Annotated in this window: 19 protein-coding genes and 1 pseudogene; 10 read left to right on the forward strand and 10 right to left on the reverse strand. The window is 72.5% G+C overall.

Annotated elements, in window-relative coordinates; all coding sequences use genetic code 11:
• The 4 genes and pseudogenes from ABFX54_RS33650 to ABFX54_RS33665 all read left to right on the forward strand — a co-directional run.
• A pseudogene (locus ABFX54_RS33650) lies at positions 1-225 on the forward strand (carbon monoxide dehydrogenase); the annotation flags it as partial.
• A gap of 56 nt (positions 226-281) precedes the next feature.
• Positions 282-1,178: a hypothetical protein gene (locus ABFX54_RS33655; protein WP_346110624.1), complete on the forward strand. Its 897-nt coding sequence runs from the start codon at positions 282-284 to the stop codon at positions 1,176-1,178.
• Positions 1,179-1,226: 48 nt separating this feature from the next.
• On the forward strand, positions 1,227-1,898 hold the full coding sequence (locus ABFX54_RS33660) for a DsbA family oxidoreductase (protein WP_346110625.1): 672 nt from the start codon (positions 1,227-1,229) through the stop codon (positions 1,896-1,898).
• 49 nt (positions 1,899-1,947) lie between these two features.
• Positions 1,948-2,367 (forward strand): MarR family winged helix-turn-helix transcriptional regulator, encoded by a 420-nt coding sequence (locus ABFX54_RS33665; RefSeq protein WP_346110626.1) that lies wholly within the window; start codon positions 1,948-1,950, stop codon positions 2,365-2,367.
• On the opposite strand, the gene ABFX54_RS33670 is transcribed toward ABFX54_RS33665, so the two are convergent.
• Entirely contained in the window at positions 2,324-2,998 is a 675-nt protein-coding gene (locus tag ABFX54_RS33670) for a thymidine kinase (RefSeq protein ID WP_346110627.1), read from the reverse strand. The genes ABFX54_RS33665 and ABFX54_RS33670 overlap by 44 nt on opposite strands.
• 31 nt (positions 2,999-3,029) lie before the next feature.
• On the opposite strand from ABFX54_RS33670, the gene ABFX54_RS33675 reads away from it, so the two are divergent.
• From ABFX54_RS33675 to ABFX54_RS33685, 3 genes are read left to right on the forward strand one after another with little or no spacing between them, the layout of a single operon-like run.
• Positions 3,030-3,458, forward strand: coding sequence for a hypothetical protein (locus tag ABFX54_RS33675; protein WP_346110628.1), 429 nt, complete (start codon positions 3,030-3,032; stop codon positions 3,456-3,458).
• 6 nt (positions 3,459-3,464) lie between these two features.
• Positions 3,465-5,465 carry a hydantoinase/oxoprolinase family protein gene (locus ABFX54_RS33680; protein WP_346110629.1) on the forward strand — a complete coding sequence of 667 codons (2,001 nt, stop codon included), beginning with the start codon at positions 3,465-3,467 and terminating at the stop codon, positions 5,463-5,465.
• Positions 5,458-7,266 (forward strand): hydantoinase B/oxoprolinase family protein, encoded by a 1,809-nt coding sequence (locus ABFX54_RS33685; RefSeq protein WP_346110630.1) that lies wholly within the window; start codon positions 5,458-5,460, stop codon positions 7,264-7,266. The genes ABFX54_RS33680 and ABFX54_RS33685 overlap by 8 nt, the downstream gene beginning before the upstream one ends.
• Here the strand turns inward: ABFX54_RS33685 and ABFX54_RS33690 are convergent.
• A complete protein-coding gene (locus ABFX54_RS33690) occupies positions 7,263-8,144 on the reverse strand; it encodes an NAD(P)-dependent oxidoreductase (protein ID WP_346110631.1) in 882 nt (293 codons plus the stop codon). The genes ABFX54_RS33685 and ABFX54_RS33690 overlap by 4 nt on opposite strands.
• A gap of 70 nt (positions 8,145-8,214) precedes the next feature.
• Here ABFX54_RS33690 and ABFX54_RS33695 point away from each other — a divergent pair, with 70 nt between their 5' ends.
• Complete coding sequence (locus ABFX54_RS33695; RefSeq protein WP_346110632.1) at positions 8,215-8,898, forward strand: histidine phosphatase family protein; 684 nt, start codon at positions 8,215-8,217, stop codon at positions 8,896-8,898.
• Positions 8,899-8,905: 7 nt separating this feature from the next.
• Here ABFX54_RS33695 and ABFX54_RS33700 read toward each other — a convergent pair whose 3' ends face one another.
• Complete coding sequence (locus ABFX54_RS33700) at positions 8,906-9,436, reverse strand: uridine kinase family protein (RefSeq protein WP_346110633.1); 531 nt, start codon at positions 9,434-9,436, stop codon at positions 8,906-8,908.
• Positions 9,437-9,513: 77 nt separating this feature from the next.
• Here ABFX54_RS33700 and ABFX54_RS33705 point away from each other — a divergent pair, with 77 nt between their 5' ends.
• Together ABFX54_RS33705 and ABFX54_RS33710 are read left to right on the forward strand one after the other, a co-directional pair.
• Positions 9,514-10,671, forward strand: coding sequence for a CaiB/BaiF CoA transferase family protein (locus ABFX54_RS33705; RefSeq protein ID WP_346110634.1), 1,158 nt, complete (start codon positions 9,514-9,516; stop codon positions 10,669-10,671).
• A 74-nt stretch (positions 10,672-10,745) separates the two neighbouring features.
• Entirely contained in the window at positions 10,746-12,230 is a 1,485-nt protein-coding gene (locus ABFX54_RS33710) for a carboxyl transferase domain-containing protein (protein ID WP_346110635.1), read from the forward strand.
• Positions 12,231-12,295: 65 nt separating this feature from the next.
• Here ABFX54_RS33710 and ABFX54_RS33715 read toward each other — a convergent pair whose 3' ends face one another.
• Genes ABFX54_RS33715 through ABFX54_RS33745 form a run of 7 tightly spaced genes read right to left on the reverse strand, consistent with a single transcriptional unit; the run spans position 12,296 to position 19,010 of the window.
• A complete protein-coding gene (locus ABFX54_RS33715; protein ID WP_346110636.1) occupies positions 12,296-14,236 on the reverse strand; it encodes a hypothetical protein in 1,941 nt (646 codons plus the stop codon).
• Positions 14,233-14,712 (reverse strand): sigma-70 family RNA polymerase sigma factor, encoded by a 480-nt coding sequence (locus tag ABFX54_RS33720; RefSeq protein ID WP_346110637.1) that lies wholly within the window; start codon positions 14,710-14,712, stop codon positions 14,233-14,235. The genes ABFX54_RS33715 and ABFX54_RS33720 overlap by 4 nt, the downstream gene beginning before the upstream one ends.
• A 51-nt stretch (positions 14,713-14,763) precedes the next feature.
• The gene (locus ABFX54_RS33725; RefSeq protein ID WP_346110638.1) at positions 14,764-15,156 is read right to left on the reverse strand and encodes a hypothetical protein; all 393 of its coding nucleotides are present in this window, start codon (positions 15,154-15,156) and stop codon (positions 14,764-14,766) included.
• The gene (locus tag ABFX54_RS33730) at positions 15,153-15,599 is read right to left on the reverse strand and encodes a hypothetical protein (RefSeq protein ID WP_346110639.1); all 447 of its coding nucleotides are present in this window, start codon (positions 15,597-15,599) and stop codon (positions 15,153-15,155) included. The genes ABFX54_RS33725 and ABFX54_RS33730 overlap by 4 nt, the downstream gene beginning before the upstream one ends.
• 45 nt (positions 15,600-15,644) lie before the next feature.
• Positions 15,645-16,421, reverse strand: a complete 777-nt coding sequence (locus tag ABFX54_RS33735; protein ID WP_346110640.1) for a carbon-nitrogen hydrolase family protein — start codon at positions 16,419-16,421, stop codon at positions 15,645-15,647.
• On the reverse strand, positions 16,381-17,307 hold the full coding sequence (locus tag ABFX54_RS33740; RefSeq protein WP_346110641.1) for a DUF418 domain-containing protein: 927 nt from the start codon (positions 17,305-17,307) through the stop codon (positions 16,381-16,383). The genes ABFX54_RS33735 and ABFX54_RS33740 overlap by 41 nt, the downstream gene beginning before the upstream one ends.
• A complete protein-coding gene (locus ABFX54_RS33745) occupies positions 17,304-19,010 on the reverse strand; it encodes an alpha/beta fold hydrolase (RefSeq protein ID WP_346110642.1) in 1,707 nt (568 codons plus the stop codon). Before ABFX54_RS33745 ends, ABFX54_RS33740 begins: the two co-directional genes overlap by 4 nt.

Genomic DNA, 19,010 nt, shown 5'->3' on the forward strand with positions numbered 1-19,010 from the left:
CTCGCCCAGCAGGACCGGCCCGGCGACCCCGCCCGGCCCGCCGGTGTCGTCGCGCCCGCGCAGGCGCGGCCAGCGGCGGGGACGGTCTACGAGCGGCCCGCCGCGCGGCACACCGAGACCCGCCCGTGGGTGATGCTGGCCTCCTTCGGCATGGGCGCTGGCGTCGCGCTCGCGGGGGCGGCGGTGGGCTGGCTGCTCGGGCGTGGCTGGCGGCGCGACGCCTGAGGGTGGGGGCGTCGCGGACTCTCGCGGAAAAGGATCTCCCGGCGTAGCGTGGCTGTATGCGGCAGGCACACGCTGAAGACGCACGGACCGAGGCCAGGCGAGTCGTACGCAACCTGCTGGGCGAGGACCGCCCGACGGCCGAGACGCTGATCGGCGACGGCGGCCCCGTGCTCGGCGACGACCGCACCAGGCGCACGCTCGACCTGGCCCTCGGCGCCCAGCTCACCAGGCGCTCGGCGGAGTTGGCCGCCATCGCCGCGCTGCTGGTCGGCACCCGTGAGCTGGGCGAGGAGTGGTGGGGCAGGTCCAGGGGCGGCAAACTGCCGGCGCCCGACGAGGTGGTGCGCACGGCCGTCGCGATCGAGCCGTGGACCGATCTGACCGCGCTGGAGATGCTCGCCGCCTGGATCGCCGACGACGCCGCGGACCAGCTCTGGGGCGCGCCCGTCGCGCAGGTCGACCTCAACTCCTGGCAGGCCGAGGACCGCTTCGACCTGCCGCCTGACGTCCGGCCGGGTCAGCGGCTCGTCGTGCACTTCGACGCGGGCGGCAGGCTCGACGCGGTCGTCGCCCGCAGGGCCGACGAGGAGCTCGGCTCCAACCTCGACTTCCAGTCGCTGCGCTACTCCCGCCCGGCCGAGGCCCAGTGGAGCTGGGGCGTGGCGGCCGGGCTCGGGCCGCACCGGCTGCCGGGGGAGAGCCCCGACCCCTACGCGCGCGAGGTGTCCTCCGCCGCCGCCGACGTGCTGCGCGCGTGGGCGATGCGCCACGGGGCCACCCGCGAGCAGCTCGGCGAGAGCTGGCGGACCGTGGGCGACGTGGTGGCCGCCATCGAGCGGGTGGACTGGATGTGGCGCAGCGGGGAGTGGTTCGGCTGGTGGCGCGGGGCTTCGGCGCTGGTCGACGATTCGGCGTACCTGCCGTACCGGCTGGAGGAACTGGCCGCCGGATAGGAATCACGGGATAGGAATCAACGGCGGGCGGCGGCGGTTGAGGCCGACATGAAGGTGGAGATTTTCTCTGACGTCGTGTGCCCGTGGTGCTACATCGGCCACGCCAGGTTCACCAAGGCCGCCGAGCGGTTCCGTGCCAAGGGCGGCTCGATCGAGGTGACGATGCGGCCGTTCCAGCTCGACCCGGACGCCCCGGCCAAGGGCGAGCCGCTGATCCCGTCGATGGAGCGCAAGTTCGGGCCCAACGCCCGCCAGATGATCGACCGGGTCGTCGGCGCCGCCACCGAGGAGGGCCTGGAGCTCGACTACGACCGGGCGCTCAGCTCGACCACCGTGCGGGCCCACCGCCTCATCGAGGTGGCCGGCCGGCAGGGGCTCGGCGAGGAGATGGCCGAGCGGCTCTTCCGCGCCTACTTCACCGAGGGCCGCGACGTGGCCGACCCCGTCGTGCTGGCCGAGCTGGCCGCCGAGGTGGGCGTGACCGACACGGGCGATGGGGCCGAGGAGGTGCGCGAGCAGCTGGCCAGGGCCCGCTCGCTCGGCATCAGCGGGGTGCCGCTGTTCCTGTTCGAGGGCAAGTACGCCGTGTCGGGCGCGCAGCCGGTCGACGCCTTCGCCGCCGCGATCGACGAGGTGGCCGAGCGCACGGGCCAGACGCCGATCATCCAGCTTGCCGCGCCGGCCGAAGGCTGCGACGACGACGGCGTCTGCGCGGTCTGAGCGGCGCCGGAGTTCTCGGTGGGTGGGAGATGGGTGGGAGAATCGTAGGGTGTCGAGACGTCGCCTTGGTTATCTGCTCAAGCACGCCAACCTGCGCCTGACCGAGCTGACGGGAGCGGCGCTGGAGCCGTACGGGATCGACGGGCGTGAGTTCGCGGTGCTCGCGCTGCTCGACTCGCCCGCGCCGATGTCGCAGCTGGACGCGGCCAGGCGGCTCGGGATCGACCGCACCACGATGGTGGCCATGGTCGACGCGCTGGAGCGCAAGGACCTCGTGCGCCGCCGCCCGCACCCCGACGACCGGCGCAAGAACGTGGTCGAGCCGACGGAGCGCGGGCACGAGACGCTGGGCGTGGCCAGGATCGCCGTGGACGCGGCGGAGGAGGAGTTCCTGTCCTCGCTGTCCGGCGGCGACGCCGGGCTCCTCAGAGACGTCCTGGAGCGCCTGGTCCCGCCTCCAGCGGGCTGAGCGCGCCCTCCCCGAGCTGGCCCGCCCGGTGGTGGCGGCGGCACAACACCTGATAGCGCACGTGCGCGGCGTCGGTGTCGCCGATCACCACCTGCTCGCCGGTACGCGCCATCGCCCCGCCCACGATCCTGGCGTTGAGCTGGCCGGGCCGCCCGCACCAGCACAGCACCTCGACCTGCAGCCGGCACACCTCGTCGGCCAGCTCGAACAGCCGCTGCGCCGCCGGGAACATCACCGACCTGAAGTCCGAGGCCAGCCCGAAGGCGTAGACGTCCACGCCGTGCCCGTCCACCAGGTCGGCCAGCTGCTCGATCTGCTCGACGGTGTAGAAGCAGGCCTCGTCGCAGATGAGGTAGTCGATGCGGTCGTGCGCGGTCACCAGCCGGACCAGGTCGAGGGAGTCCACCACCTCGATGGCCTCAAGGCCGAGCCCTATCCTGCTGGTCACCTTCGGGCCGCCGGAGCGGTCGTGCTTGGTCAGCACGAGGCCGCGCCGGCCCTGCCGTCCGTGGTTGTAGTTCAACTGGAGCGCAAGCGTGGACTTCCCGCAGTCCATGGGGCCGAAGTAGAACTTCAGTACGGCATCCCTGGCTCCAGAGGGAACGGCGGACAAGGCAGACAGTTCAGTCACGGGCCGCCAGCTTAGTGGCTTGGCTTGTCCCATGACCTCGTGGGACATTTTGTCCCCTGAGTATCTGGAGGAATCAGTGGTCACCGACAATTCCCCGTCCCGGCCGGACTCGCTCGACGCGATGATGACCCCGGACGACCTCACGGCCGCCCAGGCGGACGCCACCCGATGGCGGTACGGCTTCCTCGTGGTCGTGGCGGGTATCCTCGCGGTCCTGGTCGCCTTCGGCGCCGCCGTGTTCGCCACCGGGGAGTTCGCCGCGCTCTTCGCGGGAGTCGCGGGGGTGATCGGTACCATTATCGGGGCATACTTCGGCGTTCAGGCGGGGCAGTCAGGAAAGGCGAGGGTGGAGGCCGAGCTGGCCCGTTCCCAGGAGATGGTGGTCAGGCTGGCGGCCTACGTCGGCACACAGAACGCGCCCCGAGTCATCGACGAAGTGCTCGGCCGGCGCCGAAGCTGAGGAGTCATGCGTAGCGTCCGTATCGGTGTCGACACCGGAGGAACGTTCACCGACATCGTGGCGGTGGACGAGGAGACCGGTGAGATCCTCACCACGAAGACCCCCTCGACCCCCGCGAACCCGGCCGACGGGTTTCTCGCGGGCATCGAGAAGCTGGGCCGGCTCGACGCCGGCGCCATCGTGCACGGCACCACCGTGGCCACGAACCGGCTGCTGGAAGACCGGATCGAAAGCCTCGGGTTCATCACGACCGAGGGGTTCGAGTTCATCCTGGAGATCGCCAGGCAGAGCGTGCCCGACGGTTACGGCAACTCCTACTTCTGGGTCAAGCCGCCCAGGATCGTTCCCGTGCACCTGGTCAGGACCGTCGGCGGGCGGCTCGACCACCGGGGCGAGGAGGTGTGGCCGTTCTCGGAGGAGCAGGCCGTGGAGGTGGCCCGCTGGTTCCGCGCCAAGGGCATCACCGCGATCGGGGTCTGCTTCCTGCACTCCTACGCCAACCCCGAGCACGAGCGCCGCATGCGCGAGGTGCTGTGGCGCGAGCACCCGGAGGCGGTGATCTCGCTGTCGAGCGACGTGCTGCGCGAATACCGCGAGTACGAGCGCTCGGTCACCACCCTGGTCGACGCCGCGGTCAAGCCGGCCATGCGCGGTTACATCGCCAACCTGTCCACCCGGCTCGGCAAGCCGTTCTCGGTGATGAAGTCCAACGGCGGCATCCTGTCCGCCCGCGAGGTCGTCAACCAGCCCATCACCACGGTCCTGTCGGGCCCGGCGGCCGGCGCGCTTGGCGCGGCGCTCATCGCCTCGACGGCCGGGCACGTGTCGGTGATCACCCTCGACGGCGGCGGCACCTCGACCGACGTGGCCGTGGTGATCGACGGCGAGCCGTCCATCACCACCGAGGGCTCCGTCGGCCGCTACCCGTGCAAGATCCCGATGATCGACATCATCACGGTCGGCGCCGGCGGCGGCTCGATCGCCTGGATCTCGCCCGAGGGCACGCTCAAGGTCGGGCCCAGGTCCGCGGGCGCCGACCCTGGCCCGCTCTGCTACGGCAAGGGCGGGACCGAGGTGACGGTGACGGACGCGCACGTGTTCCTCGGCCGGGTCCCGCCCCACCTGCTCGGCGGGGAGATCCCGCTGGACGTCGAGGCCGCGCGCACCGGCGTCAAGGCGCTGGCCGACAAGCTCGGCCTCACCCCCGAGCGCACGGCGACCGGGATCCTGGAGATCAGCGCGTTCAACCAGAGCAACGCCATCAGGCAGCTCACCGTCAAGCGCGGGCTGGACGTGCGGGACTTCCCGCTGGTGACGTTCGGCGGGTCCGGGCCGCTGCTGGCGTGCCGGCTGATCGACATCCTGGGCCTGCCGTCCGTGATCGTCCCGCGCGACCCGGGCAACGTCTCGGCGTTCGGGCTGCTCACGGTGGACGTCAAGAACGACTACGTCCGTACGTACGTCACCCGCGACCTCTCGCTCGGCAAGGCCGTCGAGATCTTCCACGACCTGGAGCATCAGGCGGGCGAGGCGCTCGACCGCGAGGGCTTCGCCGACCCGGTCTACCAGCGCAGCGCCGATCTGCGGTACTACGGCCAGGCGTACGAGGTCCGCGTGCCCGCCCCCGCCGGCGAGATCGACGACGAGTGGCAGGCCGAGGTGGTCTCCCGCTTCCACGAGGCCCACGAGAAGCTCTACGGCTACGCCTACCGCGACGACCCGCGCCACGGCGTCGAATGGGTCAACCTGCGCGTCTCCGGCATCGGCCCCATCACCCGCCCGGTCATCAGGCGGCTGGAGAAGGCCGGCGACGGGGCCACCTCGGTCCGTCCCGTGCACTTCGACGAGACCCGCGACACCCCGATCCACCAGCGCTCCGCGCTCGGGCCCGGCGCCACGGTGCAGGGGCCCGCGGTGATCGAGGAGTACGGCTCGACGATTCCGATCCATCCGGGCTTCACGGCAAAGGTGGACGATTACGGAAATGTGGAGATAAGTCGTGACTGATCCCATCCTGGTGGAGATCGTGGAAGGCACGCTGGCCTCCGTCGAGAAGGAGGTCGAGACCGCCATCGCGCGCACGGCCCGCTCGCCGATGATCCGCGACGCCCACGACTTCCGCGCGGGCATCCACGACGCCCGCCTGCGCAAGCTCACCGGCCGCTCCTACAGCGCGCTCGTCCAGCCCATCGTGCGCGACTTCCCGATCGAGACGATGAAGCCGGGCGACGTCTACTTCCACAACGACGTCTACCTGTCGGAAGGCGGCATCGGCCATCTGCCCGACCTGTGCGTCACCGTGCCCGTCTTCCACGAGGACGAGGTGGTCGCGTTCGTGCAGGCGTTCGGCCACCACGACGACATCGGCGGCGCGGTCCCCGGCTCCATGCCCTCCCATGCCCGTTCGGTCTACGAAGAGGGCCTGATGGTCCCGCCGATCAAGCTGTGGGACGCCGGCGAGCCCAACGAGGCCGCGCTGCGCATCATGACCCGCAACTCGCGCATGCCCGACTCGCTGGCGGGCGACCTGGACGCGGAGTGCTCGGCCTGCCTGATGGGCGCGCGGCGGCTCGGGGAGCTGTTCGACCGCTACGGCAAGCAGGCCGTGCAGGAGTGCTTCGACGCCATCATCGGCAAGACCACGGAGACGTTCCGCAGGGAGCTGCTGGCCAAGATCCCCGAGGGCACGTACGCGTGGGAGGACTACGCCGAGCACGACGGCGTGGACGAGCCCCGCCTGCACGCCCAGCGCATCACGCTCACCGTCGACCACGCCGCCGACTCGCCGCTGACCATCGACTTCACCGGCACCTCGCCGCAGGCCAAGGGCCCGATCAACCACGCGGGCGACTACGCCGACGGGGTGTTCCTGAAGAAGTGGCTGGCCCCGGTGCTGCGCAACCTCGCCGACACGCCGGAGCGCATGGCGGAGCTGGACGTCAACGAGGGCGTCGTGCCGCTGATCAAGATGATCTTCCCGGAGAAGGGCACCCTGCTCACCCCGGTCTTCCCCGCCCCCACCAACGCCCGCACGTTCGTCATCCTGCGCCTGCTCGGCGTGCTGGCGGGCGTGCTGGCCAAGGCGACCGGCGGGCGCATGCCGGCCGACCAGGAGACCATCCGCTACACCGGCGTCCACGGCGTCGACGCGGAAGGGGCCCCGTACCTGATGCGGGAGGTCCTGGGCGGCGGCTCGGGCGGGCGCTGGTACGCCGACGGCGAGGACACCATCCACGTGGTGCCGGACTCGCGCAACATCCCGGTCGAGTTCGCCGAGGCCAGGTGGCCGTTCCGGGTCGAGCGGCTGGCGCTGGCCTGCGACTCCGGCGGGCCGGGGATGTTCAGGGGCGGGCTCGGCTACGACAAGCACATCCGGATGTTGCGCGACGCGTCGTACATGTCGATCGCCGACCGCTCGATCCTGTCCTGCTGGGGCGTCAACGGCGGCCTGGCCGGGCGGCCGTTCCGCGTCGAGATCGCGGGCAAGGAGATGGAGGGGCTGGTCGACGACCACCAGGTGCAGGCGGGCGAGCTGATCAGGATCCGCACCACCGGCGGCGGCGGCTGGGGCTCCCCGTACGACCGCGACCCCCGTGCGGTGGCGGCCGACGTGCGCGACGGGAAGGTGTCGATCGCCGGAGCCCTCGGCGACTACGGCGTGGTGCTGGACGGCGACCGCATCGACGAGCAGGGCACGGCCGAGCTCCGCGCCCGCCTGCGCCCGCCCGCCGACCGCTTCTTCGACCGGGGCCCCGGCTACGCCAAGCTCTCCGGCGGCCGGCCGCACGCGGACGTGGACGAGCTCTAGGAGCCTTCCCGCTCGGGGTCGAAGGCGGCGAAGTACGTCGCCGCCATGTCCTCGTCGCCGTGCCCGGCCGCCTCGGCCCGGCGGAAGCGCTCGGCCGCGGCGGCCACCAGGTCGAGCCGGACCCCGGCCGTCTCGCCCGCCCTGGTGATGAGGCGGGTGTCCTTCTCGGCGTTGCGCACCGAGAAGGACGGCGCGAAGTCGCCCTCCAGGATGGCCTTCGACTTGGCCTGGAAGTACGGGCTGTCCATCGGCCCGCCGGTGATCACCTGCCGTACCAGGTCGGGATCGAGCCCGAGCCCCTCGGCCAGGGAGAGCGCCTCGGCGATGACGGCGGTCATCGAGATGCCGACGCTGACCGTGGCCATCTTCAGCTTGGTGCCCGCGCCGCCGGCGCCGTCCTCGCCGAGCCAGAGCGTGCGCTGCCCGACCGCCGCGAACACCGGCTCCAGCGCCTGCCTGGCGGCCTGCGGGCCCGCCGCCAGGATGACCAGCTTGCCCTGCTCCGCCGGTTGCCTGGTGCCCTGCACCGGCGCGTCCACGAACGTCAGCCCGTGCGCCCCGGCCAGCGCGGCCAGCCGCCCGACCGCGTCGACGCCGGCCGTGCTCATCTGCGCCCACACCTGCCCGGGCCGCAGCCCCGGCGCGGCGGCGGAGATCGCGTCGTGGACGGCGTCACCGTCGCTCAGCATCGTGACGATCACGTCGGCGCCCTCGACCGCCCCGGCCGGCGAGTCCGCGACCACCACGCCGTCGGCCTCCAGCGGCAGGGCCTTGTCCCTGGTACGGTTCCACGCGCTCACGCGCAGGCCCGCCCCGGCCAGATTGCGGGCCATGGGCAGCCCCATGAGCCCGGTTCCGAGAACCGCGACAACACTCATGAGATCACGATATGCCGGGCGGCCCGGCTCGCTCCGCCGGGGGTGAGCGGCGGCGTGTGAGGATGAGAGCATGGGCGTCGCGCGGATCATGGCGGTACGACACGGGGAGAGCGAGGCCAACCTGGCCTACCAGCGGGCCGGCGACACCCCGCTCGTCTACGAACGCGGCGACGAGGAGGTGGGCCTGACCGGGCTGGGCCGGGCCCAGGCGGCGGCGCTCGGCCGGCTGCTCGCCGCCCTGCCTCCCGGAGAGGCGCCCGAGCTGGTCTGGTGCTCGCCCTACCGGCGCGCGCTCGACACCTGGGAGCTGGCCCTGGCCTCCTGGGGAGACCCGCCGCCGCCCGTCACTGTGGACGAACGGCTCAGGGATCAGGAGGCGGGGCTGCTCGCGCCCTACAACCTGGCCGCGATCGGCGAACGTTTCCCCGAGGAGCTGGCCCGCAGGCGGTCCGAGGGCGAATACTCCTACCGGCCGCCAGGAGGTGAGTCGCTGGCCGACGTCGTGCGGAGGCTCCGCGCCTTCGTGCACGACCTCGACGGGCGCGCGGACGGGCGGCGGGTGCTGATCGTCGCGCACGACTCGGTGGTGCTCGGGCTGCGGCACGTCATCGCCGGGGGACCCGACGCGGAGCTCGCGGCGGTGCTGGAGTTCGCGCCCGTGCTGAATGCGTCCGTCTCGATCTGGCACACCGGCGGCGCCGGGTTCGAACTCGTCAGCTTCAACGACATCACCCACCTCGCCCCCTGGCCTTGAGGAGACGTCACGTTTCGACGACGAGATCGGCGCGTTCGCGGGTGCGATCGGCGGCGAACCATGCCTGTTCGGCCTTGAACCAATCCCGCCACCGTCGCTCCAGCTCCGGCCCGTCCCGCTCCAGCACGCGCCGCAACCGTACCGTCTCACCGGCCTCCACCCACACGACATAGGCCAGCAGCTCCGCCGCCGACACCCGCGCCGTGCCGACGCCCTCGACGACCAGAACGGGCGCCACGGGCACGGCCACCTCCTCGGCGTACGTCCCGCGCACCCAGTCGTACCTGCGGAAACCGCCGGGCAGGCCGTTCCGCAGCGGCTCCAGCACCTGGGCCTCCAGGGCGTGGAACCAGGCGCCGGGCCCCTCCTCCCACGGCACGGGGAAGTCGTCGCTGTGCACGACCTGGCAGCCCAGGTCGGCGGCGAGCCGGTTCGCGAACGTCGTCTTGCCCGCCCCCGCAGGCCCGTCCACGGCGACGAGGCGCACGGGACCGCACGAGGGCCGCAGGCGCCTGATGCGCTCGGCCGGCTCAATCATCGACCCAGGGTAGGTGACGCGGGGCGGCCTCCTGAGAGAATGTTCTTTCACCCCGAACGCAAGGAGGAGGCTGGATCTTGCTCGGACCCCTCGGTGACATCGTCGTGCTCGATCTGTCCAGGGCCCTGGCCGGCCCGCACGCCGCGCAGATGCTCGGTGACCTGGGCGCTCGGGTGATCAAGGTAGAGCATCCGGACGGGGGCGACGAGTCACGCGGCTGGGGGCCGCCCTTCGTCGGGCCTGATAGCGAAATTTCCACTTATTTCCTGGCAGCCAACCGCAACAAGCAGTCCATCGCCGTCGATCTGAAGTCCGCCGAGGGTAAAGAGCTCATCGAACGCCTCGTCCGCCAGAGCGACGTCCTGGTCGAGAACTTCCGTACCGGCGTGCTCGACCGCCTCGGCTTCTCCGCCGAGCGCCTGCACGAGCTCAACCCGCGCCTGGTCATCCTGTCGATCACCGGCTTCGGCCACGACGGCCCGGAAGGCGGCCGCCCGGGCTACGACCAGATCGCCCAGGGGGAGGGCGGCCTGATGTCGCTGACCGGCCCCTCGGCCGACGAGCCCTACCGCGTCGGCGCCTCCGTCGCCGACCTGCTGGCCGGCATCCACGGCGCGTACGGCGTGGCCGGCGCCCTCTACGAGCGCGAGCGCACCGGCAGGGGCAGGGTGGTGCGCACCTCGCTGCTCGCCGCGATCACCGGCGTGCACTCCTACCACGGCACCGCCTGGACGGTCGGCGGCAAGGTGCCCGCGGCGAGCGGCAACCACCACGCCTCGATCACCCCCTACGGCGCCTTCCGCTGCGCCGACGGCATGCTGCAGATCGCCGCCGCGAACGAGGGCCAGTGGCGCAAGGTGGCCGCGCTGCTCGGCATCGACCCGGCCCAGGCGCGCTACGCCACCAACAGGGACCGGTTCGAACACCGCGACGAGCTCGTCGCCGACATGGAGAAGGCCCTCGGCGCCCACGACCGCGCCCACTGGCTGGACAGGCTCGGCGAGGCGGGCGTGCCGGCGGGCGCGATCAGGTCGCTGGACGAGGTCTACACCTGGGACCAGACCCGCTCGCAGGGCCTGGTCGTCGAGGTGGAGCACCCCGTACTGGGCAAGATCGAGCTGCCGGGGCCGCCGCTGCGGTTCGACGGGCTGACCGGGATCGAGCACACCGCGCCGCCCATGCTCGGCCAGGACGGCGACGCGGTGCTCGCCTGGCTGGAAGAACGTGAACGATGATCGTGAATCGGCGGCACCGTCGAGGGCGCTCGTGCGTCAACATTTCAGCGTTGACCGACAACTAGGGAGCGATAGTGAGCCGTCCGGACGCGCGCACACTGATCGAAACGGTCCTCGACCGGGGGTCGTGGAAGTCGTGGGACGTGCCGCCCGCCGATCCGGCCGAGCCCGGCTCCTCCTACGCCGACGAGCTGGCCGCGGCCCGCGTCAAGTCCGGCTACGACGAGGCCGTGATCACCGGTGAGGGGCTGCTCGACGGCCGCAGGGTGGCCGTCGCCGCGTGCGAGTTCTCGTTCATGGCGGGTTCGATCGGGGTGGCCGCGGCCGAGCGGTTCACCGCGGCGGTCGAGCGGGCCACCCGCGAGGGGCTGCCCATGCTGGCCGCGCCGGCCTCGGGCGGGACCCGCATGCAGGAGGGCGCGCTCGCGTTCGTCCAGATGGTGAAGATCACCGCGGCGATCCAGGCGCACCGGGCGGTCGGCCTGCCCTACCTGGTCTACCTGCGCCATCCGACGACGGGCGGGGTGTTCGCGTCCTGGGGCTCGCTCGGGCACGTCACGGCGGCCGAGCCGGATGCGCTGATCGGGTTCATGGGGCCGAGGGTGTTCGAGTCGCTGCACGGCTACCCGTTCCCCGAGGGCGTCCAGGTCTCGGAGAACCTGCATCGCAGGGGCCTGCTCGACGCGGTCGTCTCGGCCGGCGACGCGCGGGAGGTCGCCATCAGGGCGCTGGCCGTGCTCGCCGCCGACAAGTCCGGCATCGTCGCGGGCGAGCCGCCCGAGGAGGACCTGCGGCCGGTGGAGGCATGGGAGGCGATCACCCGTTCCCGCCGCGACGACCGGCCGGGCGTCCGTACGCTGCTCAAGCTCGCCGCCTCCGACGTGACCCCGCTCAGCGGCACGGGGGAGGGCGAGAACGAGCCGGGGCTGCTGCTGGCGCTGGCCAGGTTCGGCACCGCGCCGGCCGTGGTGCTGGGTCAGGACCGGCGGCTCCAGCGCGCCAACTCACCGCTCGGCCCCGCCGGGCTGCGCCTGGCCAGGCGCGGCATGCGGCTGGCCGCCGAGCTCGGGCTGCCCCTGGTCACCGTGGTCGACACGGCGGGCGCCGACCTGTCGAAGGCGGCCGAGGAGGGCGGGCTGGCCGCCGAGATCGCCCGCTGCCTGGCCGAGCTGGTCATGCTCGACGCGCCGACCGTCTGCCTGCTGCTCGGCGAGGGCGCGGGCGGCGCCGCGCTGGCGCTGCTGCCCGCTGACCGCGTGCTGTGCGCGCAGCACGCCTGGCTGTCGCCGCTGCCGCCCGAGGGAGCCTCGGCCATCCTCTACCGCTCGGTCGACTTCGCCCCCGAGATCGCCCAGGCGCAGCGCATCCGCGCCACCGACCTGCGCCGCGACGGCATCGTGGACCGCGTCATCCCCGAGGTGCCCGACGCCGCGTACGAGCCCAGGCAGTTCTGCGAGCGGGTGGGGCGGGCGCTGGAGTACGAGATCGCGCAGCTGCTGCGGGCGAGCCCGGCGGACCGTTTCGCGGCCCGCCAGGCCCGCTTCCGCAACCTCGGCTGAGCCTCGGCCGGCCGGGCGCGTCTGCGCGACCTGAGCCGGACCGCGGCCCGCCTTCGTGCCCTCGGTCAGGAGGGCGTGCTCCGGGGCGTGGCCGGCGTTCTAGGGCCGTCCTGCCACAGCTTGCCGCCGGCGGCGTCGTAGCCCGTGATGGACATGCCGGCCGAGAACTCGGCGCCCTTCGGGATCGGCGCCGCGAACAGCGTGACGCCCTGGTCCGACTGGTCGGGCACGGCGTCCATGGTCACGGTGAGGCCGTTCGAGGTGCGCAGCTCGACCCTGGCCGTGCCGGCGGGGCCGTAGCCGTACCAGGCGGTGGCGCCGTAGGACCAGCGCACCGGCCGTTCGGCGGTGAGCAGGTCGCTCAGCTTCTCGCCGGGCAGCGGACCGGGCAGCGACGGCGACGGCTTGCCCTGCTCGAAGAAGGCCAGGCAGCTCGGCTCGGCGACCACCGCGGTCATCCCGGCGGGCAGGCTCTGGCGGCCGGTCTCCGTTCCCACGGCCTTGCGCCCGCAGGACGGGTTCGTCTCCGGATACCGGTCGACGCGCCCGTTCTCCGTCCGCACCGTGAAGCCGACGAGCACCGCGTCGCCGTTCGGGATCGTGACGTGCCAGATCCGGGCCGGCGTGCCCTTGCCGCGCTGGAAGGCCGCGTCGAGCCGGCGTCCGTCGGACAGCACCGCCCGCACCGACTCCCAGCTCTCGTCGGCCACGCCGACGTGCGTGCTGGAGCCCGGCGCCGGCAGGTACGTGATCGCCTTCAGCGGATGCGGCCCGGCATACCTGGCGCCGCCCTGGCACTTCACACCGCCCTCGGGTGAGGCGTCTCCTGACAGGCAGATCGTGGAGGTGCCGCTGAACCAGGTTCGCAGGCCGCCGGGAAGCGTCATCACCGCACCGGTGGCGGGGATGGCGTCCGACACGGCGTCCTCCCTGTCGGCCTGACGCCAGAGCACCGCTCCGCCGGCGTCGAAGGCGACCACCTCGGAGCCTTCGCGCCAGGAGCCCGCGGGGTTCTCGCCGGCGAACAGCGCCACGCCGAGCCCCCACGGATCGGGCTGGGTCACGAAGTCGTTCGAGGCGCCGTCCGGGAAGGTGTACGTGACCTTGGCGACGTCCGCACGGGCGATGCCCATGATCACGTTCTCCGCCATGGCCGGGATGACCATGTTCCGCTCCAGCGCTTTCACCGGCGCCGACATCAGGTGCGCGCCGCGCCGTGTCCAGGCCACCTCCGTGCCCTCGCCCGGCCGGTACGGCCGCGCCGTGACCCCGGCGGGCAGGTCCAGGGGCGCGCCGGCGGCCGCGCCGAGCTGCTGTTCCGTGAGCCGCTCGCGCGACTCCTCGCCCAGCGCCCGGCCCTGGTCGTCCACGAGCTCGATCTTCGCCATCGCGTGCCGGGCCGGGTAGGTCACGGTCCAGAGCCGGTACGGCGCGCCCTCGGGCCGGAGCACCGTCCCGGAGAACTTCTCGCCGTCGGCGGCGACCCCGGTGACGCCCCCGACGCCCGGCAGCGCCACCCCCCAGTCCATGGCGGTCTCCGCCCCGTCCCGCAGGGTGCTGCCGGCGAACCAGCCCTCGGTGATCACCTCGTCGGTGATGGGCGAGCAGCCGCCGTACGGGTCCAGGCCGGCCCGCTCCACGACGAAGCACAGCTCGCGGTAGCCCGCCTTCGCCGTGGCGAACCAGAGCCGCAGCGGCCGGTCCTCCGTCGGGTTGTCCACGGTGACCTCCTCGCCGGCCGCGGTCCTGTCCCGCATGAGCCGCTCGTGCACGGCGTCGGCACCGGCCGCCACGTCCCCGCCCCGGCCCCCGCCGAGCACGACGGGCACCAGCACCGCGAGCAGCGCCACCGGCAGCGCGGCGACCAGTGTGCGGACGGCCAGCAGCCGCCACAGCCGCCACCACGGACGGCGCTCGCGCATGCGGGCCCAGGCATCCGGCCGGGCCTCGAAGGTCTGCGCCCGGGCGTCGAACGCGGCCCGCAGCCGCTCTTCCAGCTCGTTCACCGGTCATCCTCCTTCAACGCCCGGCCCAGGGCCGCCAGCGCCCGGCTGGCGTGGGTCTTCACCGATCCAGGCGAGACGCCCATGGCGTCGGCGATCTCCCGTTCCGACAGGTCCAGCCAGTAACGCAGGACGAGCGCCTCGCGTTGGCGGCGCGGCAGGCGGTCCACGGCCGCGAGCAGTTCCCTGTGCTCCTCGGAGACCAGGACGGCGTGCTCGCTGCTGCGTACGGGCTCCGGCGGGTCGGGGCGGCGCAGCCGGACGAGGCGCAGGTGGCGCAGGCGGTTACGGGTCAGGTTGCAGACGGTCGAGCGCAGGTAGGCCAGGGTGGCCCCGTCGTCGCGCAGGCGTCTGGTGTGCAGCCGGGAGAACGCCTCCTGGGCGATGTCCTCGGGGTCGTCCGCGCCGAGCAGTCCGGCCAGGCGTACCAGCGAGTGGTAGTGGGCCGCGAACAGCTCGGCGAACGACGGCTGCGTCATGGTCGCAGTCTCGATCACACCTCAGAGACACCCGGGGCGGCATCCGGTTGACTAGGGGACCGGGATCCGTTCGACGCGGATCGAGAAGACCTCCTCGCGGGGCACCACGACCTCGTAGGCGCCGTGGTCGACCATCCAGTAGCCGAGCGCCTCGGCCTTCATGCCGCTGTGGCCGGTGTAGGCGATGTGCAGCCCGTCGTCGTCCTCGTCGAGCACGATGCACGGCTCGCCGCCGAACGCGCCCACGGTGCGGATCAGCACCAGCCACTCGACCTGCGCCCTGGGCACGACCCGGCGCCAGTAGCCGGAGGCGGGCTCGAAGCCGTCGAGCTCTTCCTCGCTGAACAGCACCACGTCGTTGCCGGGGCCGAGGGCGGCGGGCAGGGTGCGCTCGCCGAAGCGGGCCACGAAGCCGGAGGCGACCGGCGTGATCTCGTCGCTCATGCGGACGGCCGCCAGGTCAGCCCGTCGTAGCCGGCGAACGGCCGCTCGCCGGCTTCGGTGACATGGATGATCTCGGCCCCCGCCGGGATCGGCATCGGGACGGTGTGGAACTGCGGCACCACGTGCTCGGACGAGGTGGTGAACCCGTTGCCGGCGAAGGGCGGCGCGTCGCTCCAGTCACCCCCCATGTGGGGTCCGTACGGCACCGCGTAGGTGTCGACGTCACGGGCCTGCCAGCGCATGAGATAGATCTCCGGCACCTCGGGGAACAGCTCCGATCCATCGAAGGACAGGTCGAGCCCGTGGTAGAGGGCCTCGGGGGTGGTCAGCCGGACGCAGTCCTGCACCCGGTAGACGTAGCCTGAGATGACCGTGCGCTTGCCCGACAGATATGGCACGAGCAGACGCGGCGGGACCACCTTCTGCATCTGCGTTCCGCTCACGCTACTACTTTACGATCGCTTTACCCCCCGGTGGACCGCCAGGGCCTACAGCACGCGGTGCTCCAGGCACGGAAGCGTCGCGCGGGCGGTCGCCGTCCACTCGTGGTCGACCTCCACGACCCGCACGCCGGGGCCGGTGCCGAGGTCGGCGCGGACCACCCCCATCGGGTCGACCAGCATGCTGCGGCCGACGCCGTAACCGTCGGACGACTCGGCCGGATTGGGCGCCTGGCCGACGGCCGCGGTCCACATGGTGTTCTCCAGCGCCCTGGCCCTGACCAGGGTCACCCAGTGGTCCTCCTTGAGCGGGCCCGAGCCCCACGCCGCGATCACCGCGAACAGCTCGGCCCCCTGGTCCACCAGCGCCCTGGTCAGCTCGGGGAAGCGGATGTCGTAGCAGGTGACCAGCCCGACCCTGACGCCGGCCAGCTCCACCACGACCGGCTCGGCACCGGGCGCGACCAGGTCGGACTCCTTCGCGCCGAACGAGTCGAACAGGTGGATCTTCCGGTATGCGGCCCGCACCTCACCCTGGGCGTCGATGGCCACGGCCGTGTTGTGCACCCGCCCGTCGCCCGGCTCGAACACGCCCGCGATCACCGCGATGCCGTGCTCGCGGGCGGCCTCGGCCAGCCCTGTCACGAACGGCCCGTCCAGCGGCTCGGCCAGGTCGGTGATCCGCCTGCCGTAGCGGGTCAGCGTGGCTTCGGGGAAGATCGCCAGCTCGGCGTCGCCGGCCGCGGCGATCGCCTCTCTGGCCCTCTTGAGGTTGGCCGACGGGTCAGGAGACACCGGGATCTGGCAGAGGGCGATTCTGGTCACAGGCCGACTCTAGCCGGTTGGGCATGAGCCGGAACAAGGTCAGGCACCGCCACACCCACTCCAGGGGGCCGTACCTGTAGCGTCCGAGCCACCATCGGCTGAACAGGATCTGCGCGGCGATCGTGACCGCCGCCAGCGCGACCACCGCCCATCGGGTCGGATCGGCGTTCAGCAGCGGTTTCGCCAGCACGATCACCGCTGTGCCCGAGACGTAGTTGGTCAGCGCCATCTTGCCCAGCGGCTCCAGCGCCGCCGACAGGCGCGGGCCCAGCGCGAGCAGCAGCCCCAGCGAGTACGCCGCCGCGCCCGCCAGCGCCGCGAGGCTGTAGACGGTCCACTCGTCCGTCAGCACCCACACCACGCTCAGCAGCGCCGAGGTCACCGCGGCCGTCGCGAACCCCGGCAGCAGCAGCGTCCTTCCCGGCCGCAGCCGCCACAGCCCCATGCCGAGCAGGAACAGCCCGGGGATCAGCAGCACCCCGCCGCCCACGGGGGGCAGCAGCGCCCACGCCGTCACCACCCCGCCCAGCAGCAGCACCGGCAGCGCTCCCGGCAGGAACGAGGCCGGCAGCAGCACCAGGGCGCCGTAGAAGGCGTAGTCGGTCAGCACCTCGCCCGCGTAGAACAGGTGCTGAAACTTGCCGATGCAGAACAGCCAGAACAGCCTGCTCAGCAGCGTCCAGCGACTGTGGCCGCGCAGGAACAGCAGGAAGCTGATGCCGAACAGCATCGAGAAGATCGGGTAGAAGCGGCTCTGGAACAGCGCCTCGATCGTCCAGTCGAGCGGGACGGGCGGCTTCTTCTCGGTGTGCTGCCAGGTGTTGACCAGCATGATGCCGCCCACCGCGAAACCGCGGAGGGCGTCGAGCTCACGGATGCGCGTCACAGGACCCAGGTGAACCACCATACGAGGAATCCGGCACCGGTGACCGCCGCCGCGAGGAGCCGCAGTTTGCGCTCGTGGAGGAACGCGGCGGCGCCCAGGACCACCGAGGCGACGGCGATCCACGTGTACGGCCAGGCCAGGCCGGGGAGCCCGACGGCGAGCGCGGTCTCGTTCCGTGCCACCAGGGTGAGCACCGAGTCGGTGATCAGCCCGGTGAACGCCACGCCCGCCAGGCCCCCGAAGGCTCGCAGCGCCCTGCCCCTGAGCGCGCCCGAGACGAGCTGCGCCAGGGAGACGAGCGCGAACAGGACGAAGGGCGCGGCCAGCCACGGCGAGCGCGAGATCAGGTACGGCGCCGCCGTCACGTGCAGGTCGCCCGTCCGCGCGGCCGGCGGGTCGTCAGGGCAGGCGGTGACGGCGTACGACGCGGGGTCGGCGACGAACGCCACGATCCTGGCGCGGGCGCACGCGCTGGTCAGGAAGACGGCGTGGGAGACGCCGCCGAACTCCTGGAACCGGGCCGCGGGCAGGTCCTCGGCGGCGGGCCGCGCGGTCCTGGGCGGGGTGGTCGGGTCGTCGGCGCCGCCGAGCACGTAGACGGGGGCCTTGGTGGTGGCGTTCACGGGCGCGGCTTTGGGGAGCTGCCAGGCGTCACATACCGCTTTGTCGGCGTTCAACGTGAAAAACCGGGACGCGGGGGTGAAGGTGTTGAACGGGACCTCGTCCTGGCACTGCACCGCGTGATACAGCCCGAACTCGTGCGACACCAGCCCCTCGCCCGCCGCGTCGGCCAGCGGAGCCAGCAGCTCGTCGCGGCCCCGCGCCAGCGCGTTCACCAGCGCGGGAGCCACCGCCGCCACGTCGCTCTCCTGCGCCGCCTCGGCCAGGATCGCGGCCACGTCGTCACCGCTCATCCGCGCCGTGAACTCCCTGCCGAGCAGCGGATCCGTCGTCGGGACCTGGGCGGGCGAGCGGTTCAGCCGCTCGCGCACGGCGGCGAAGCGGTCCTCGACGCCCAGGCGGCGCATGGTGTCGGTCAGGTTCCTGTCACGGTCGTCGTACCAGGCGACGCTCTCGGGCAGGAAGGAGTCGAGCACCAGCGAGCGCACGCCCCCGGGGTCGGCCGCGGCCGCGTCCAGCATGACCCGGGTGGAGTAGCTGACGCCGAACAGGTTCCACGTGTCGTACCCCAGCTCCCGCCGCAGCGCGGCCACGTCGGCGGCGATCTCCTTCGTGTTGTAGCCGCGCAGGTCGACGCCCTGCTCGGCGAGCCGCTCGCGGCAGCGCGCCGCGGCGGCGCCGACGTCCGCCGGCGGCTGCCGCAGCCTCCCGAGCAGCGCCTGCGCGGTCTCGGGGCAGGCCAGCACGGGCCGTGAGTACCGGCTCCCGCGCTGCTCGATCGTCACCACGTCGCGGTCGGGGAACATCTGCGCGAGGAAGCCGATGAGCTGCGTGGACGCCGAACCCGGGCCGCCGCTCATGTAGACGATCGGGTCGGGTCTGCGGCCCGGCGCGTCCGACATGTGCACGGCGTACCCGACCTGGATCTCGCGTTCCGGGGCGTCCCTGCGCTCGGGAACCTCCAGGAAGGCGCAGCTCGTACGCGCGGGCACGGGCACCGGGCAGGCACTCGGAGCGGGCCCCGAAGGGGTCATGACGGGAGGCGCGGACAGGGCGAGGGCGAGCACGACCCGAATGATCAC

Origin of the sequence: Nonomuraea maheshkhaliensis (assembly GCF_039529435.1) — a bacterium.
In the GTDB taxonomy this organism is placed as follows: domain Bacteria; phylum Actinomycetota; class Actinomycetes; order Streptosporangiales; family Streptosporangiaceae; genus Nonomuraea; species Nonomuraea maheshkhaliensis.

Coding starts and splice junctions, on each gene's coding strand:
- ABFX54_RS33655 (WP_346110624.1), top strand. CDS start 282: ATGCGGCAGGCACACGCTGAAGACGCACGGACCGAGGCCAGGCGAGTC.
- ABFX54_RS33660 (WP_346110625.1), top strand. CDS start 1,227: ATGAAGGTGGAGATTTTCTCTGACGTCGTGTGCCCGTGGTGCTACATC.
- ABFX54_RS33675 (WP_346110628.1), top strand. CDS start 3,030: ATGACCTCGTGGGACATTTTGTCCCCTGAGTATCTGGAGGAATCAGTG.
- ABFX54_RS33680 (WP_346110629.1), top strand. CDS start 3,465: ATGCGTAGCGTCCGTATCGGTGTCGACACCGGAGGAACGTTCACCGAC.
- ABFX54_RS33690 (WP_346110631.1), bottom strand. CDS start 8,144: ATGAGTGTTGTCGCGGTTCTCGGAACCGGGCTCATGGGGCTGCCCATG.
- ABFX54_RS33695 (WP_346110632.1), top strand. CDS start 8,215: ATGGGCGTCGCGCGGATCATGGCGGTACGACACGGGGAGAGCGAGGCC.
- ABFX54_RS33700 (WP_346110633.1), bottom strand. CDS start 9,436: ATGATTGAGCCGGCCGAGCGCATCAGGCGCCTGCGGCCCTCGTGCGGT.
- ABFX54_RS33720 (WP_346110637.1), bottom strand. CDS start 14,712: ATGACGCAGCCGTCGTTCGCCGAGCTGTTCGCGGCCCACTACCACTCG.
- ABFX54_RS33725 (WP_346110638.1), bottom strand. CDS start 15,156: ATGAGCGACGAGATCACGCCGGTCGCCTCCGGCTTCGTGGCCCGCTTC.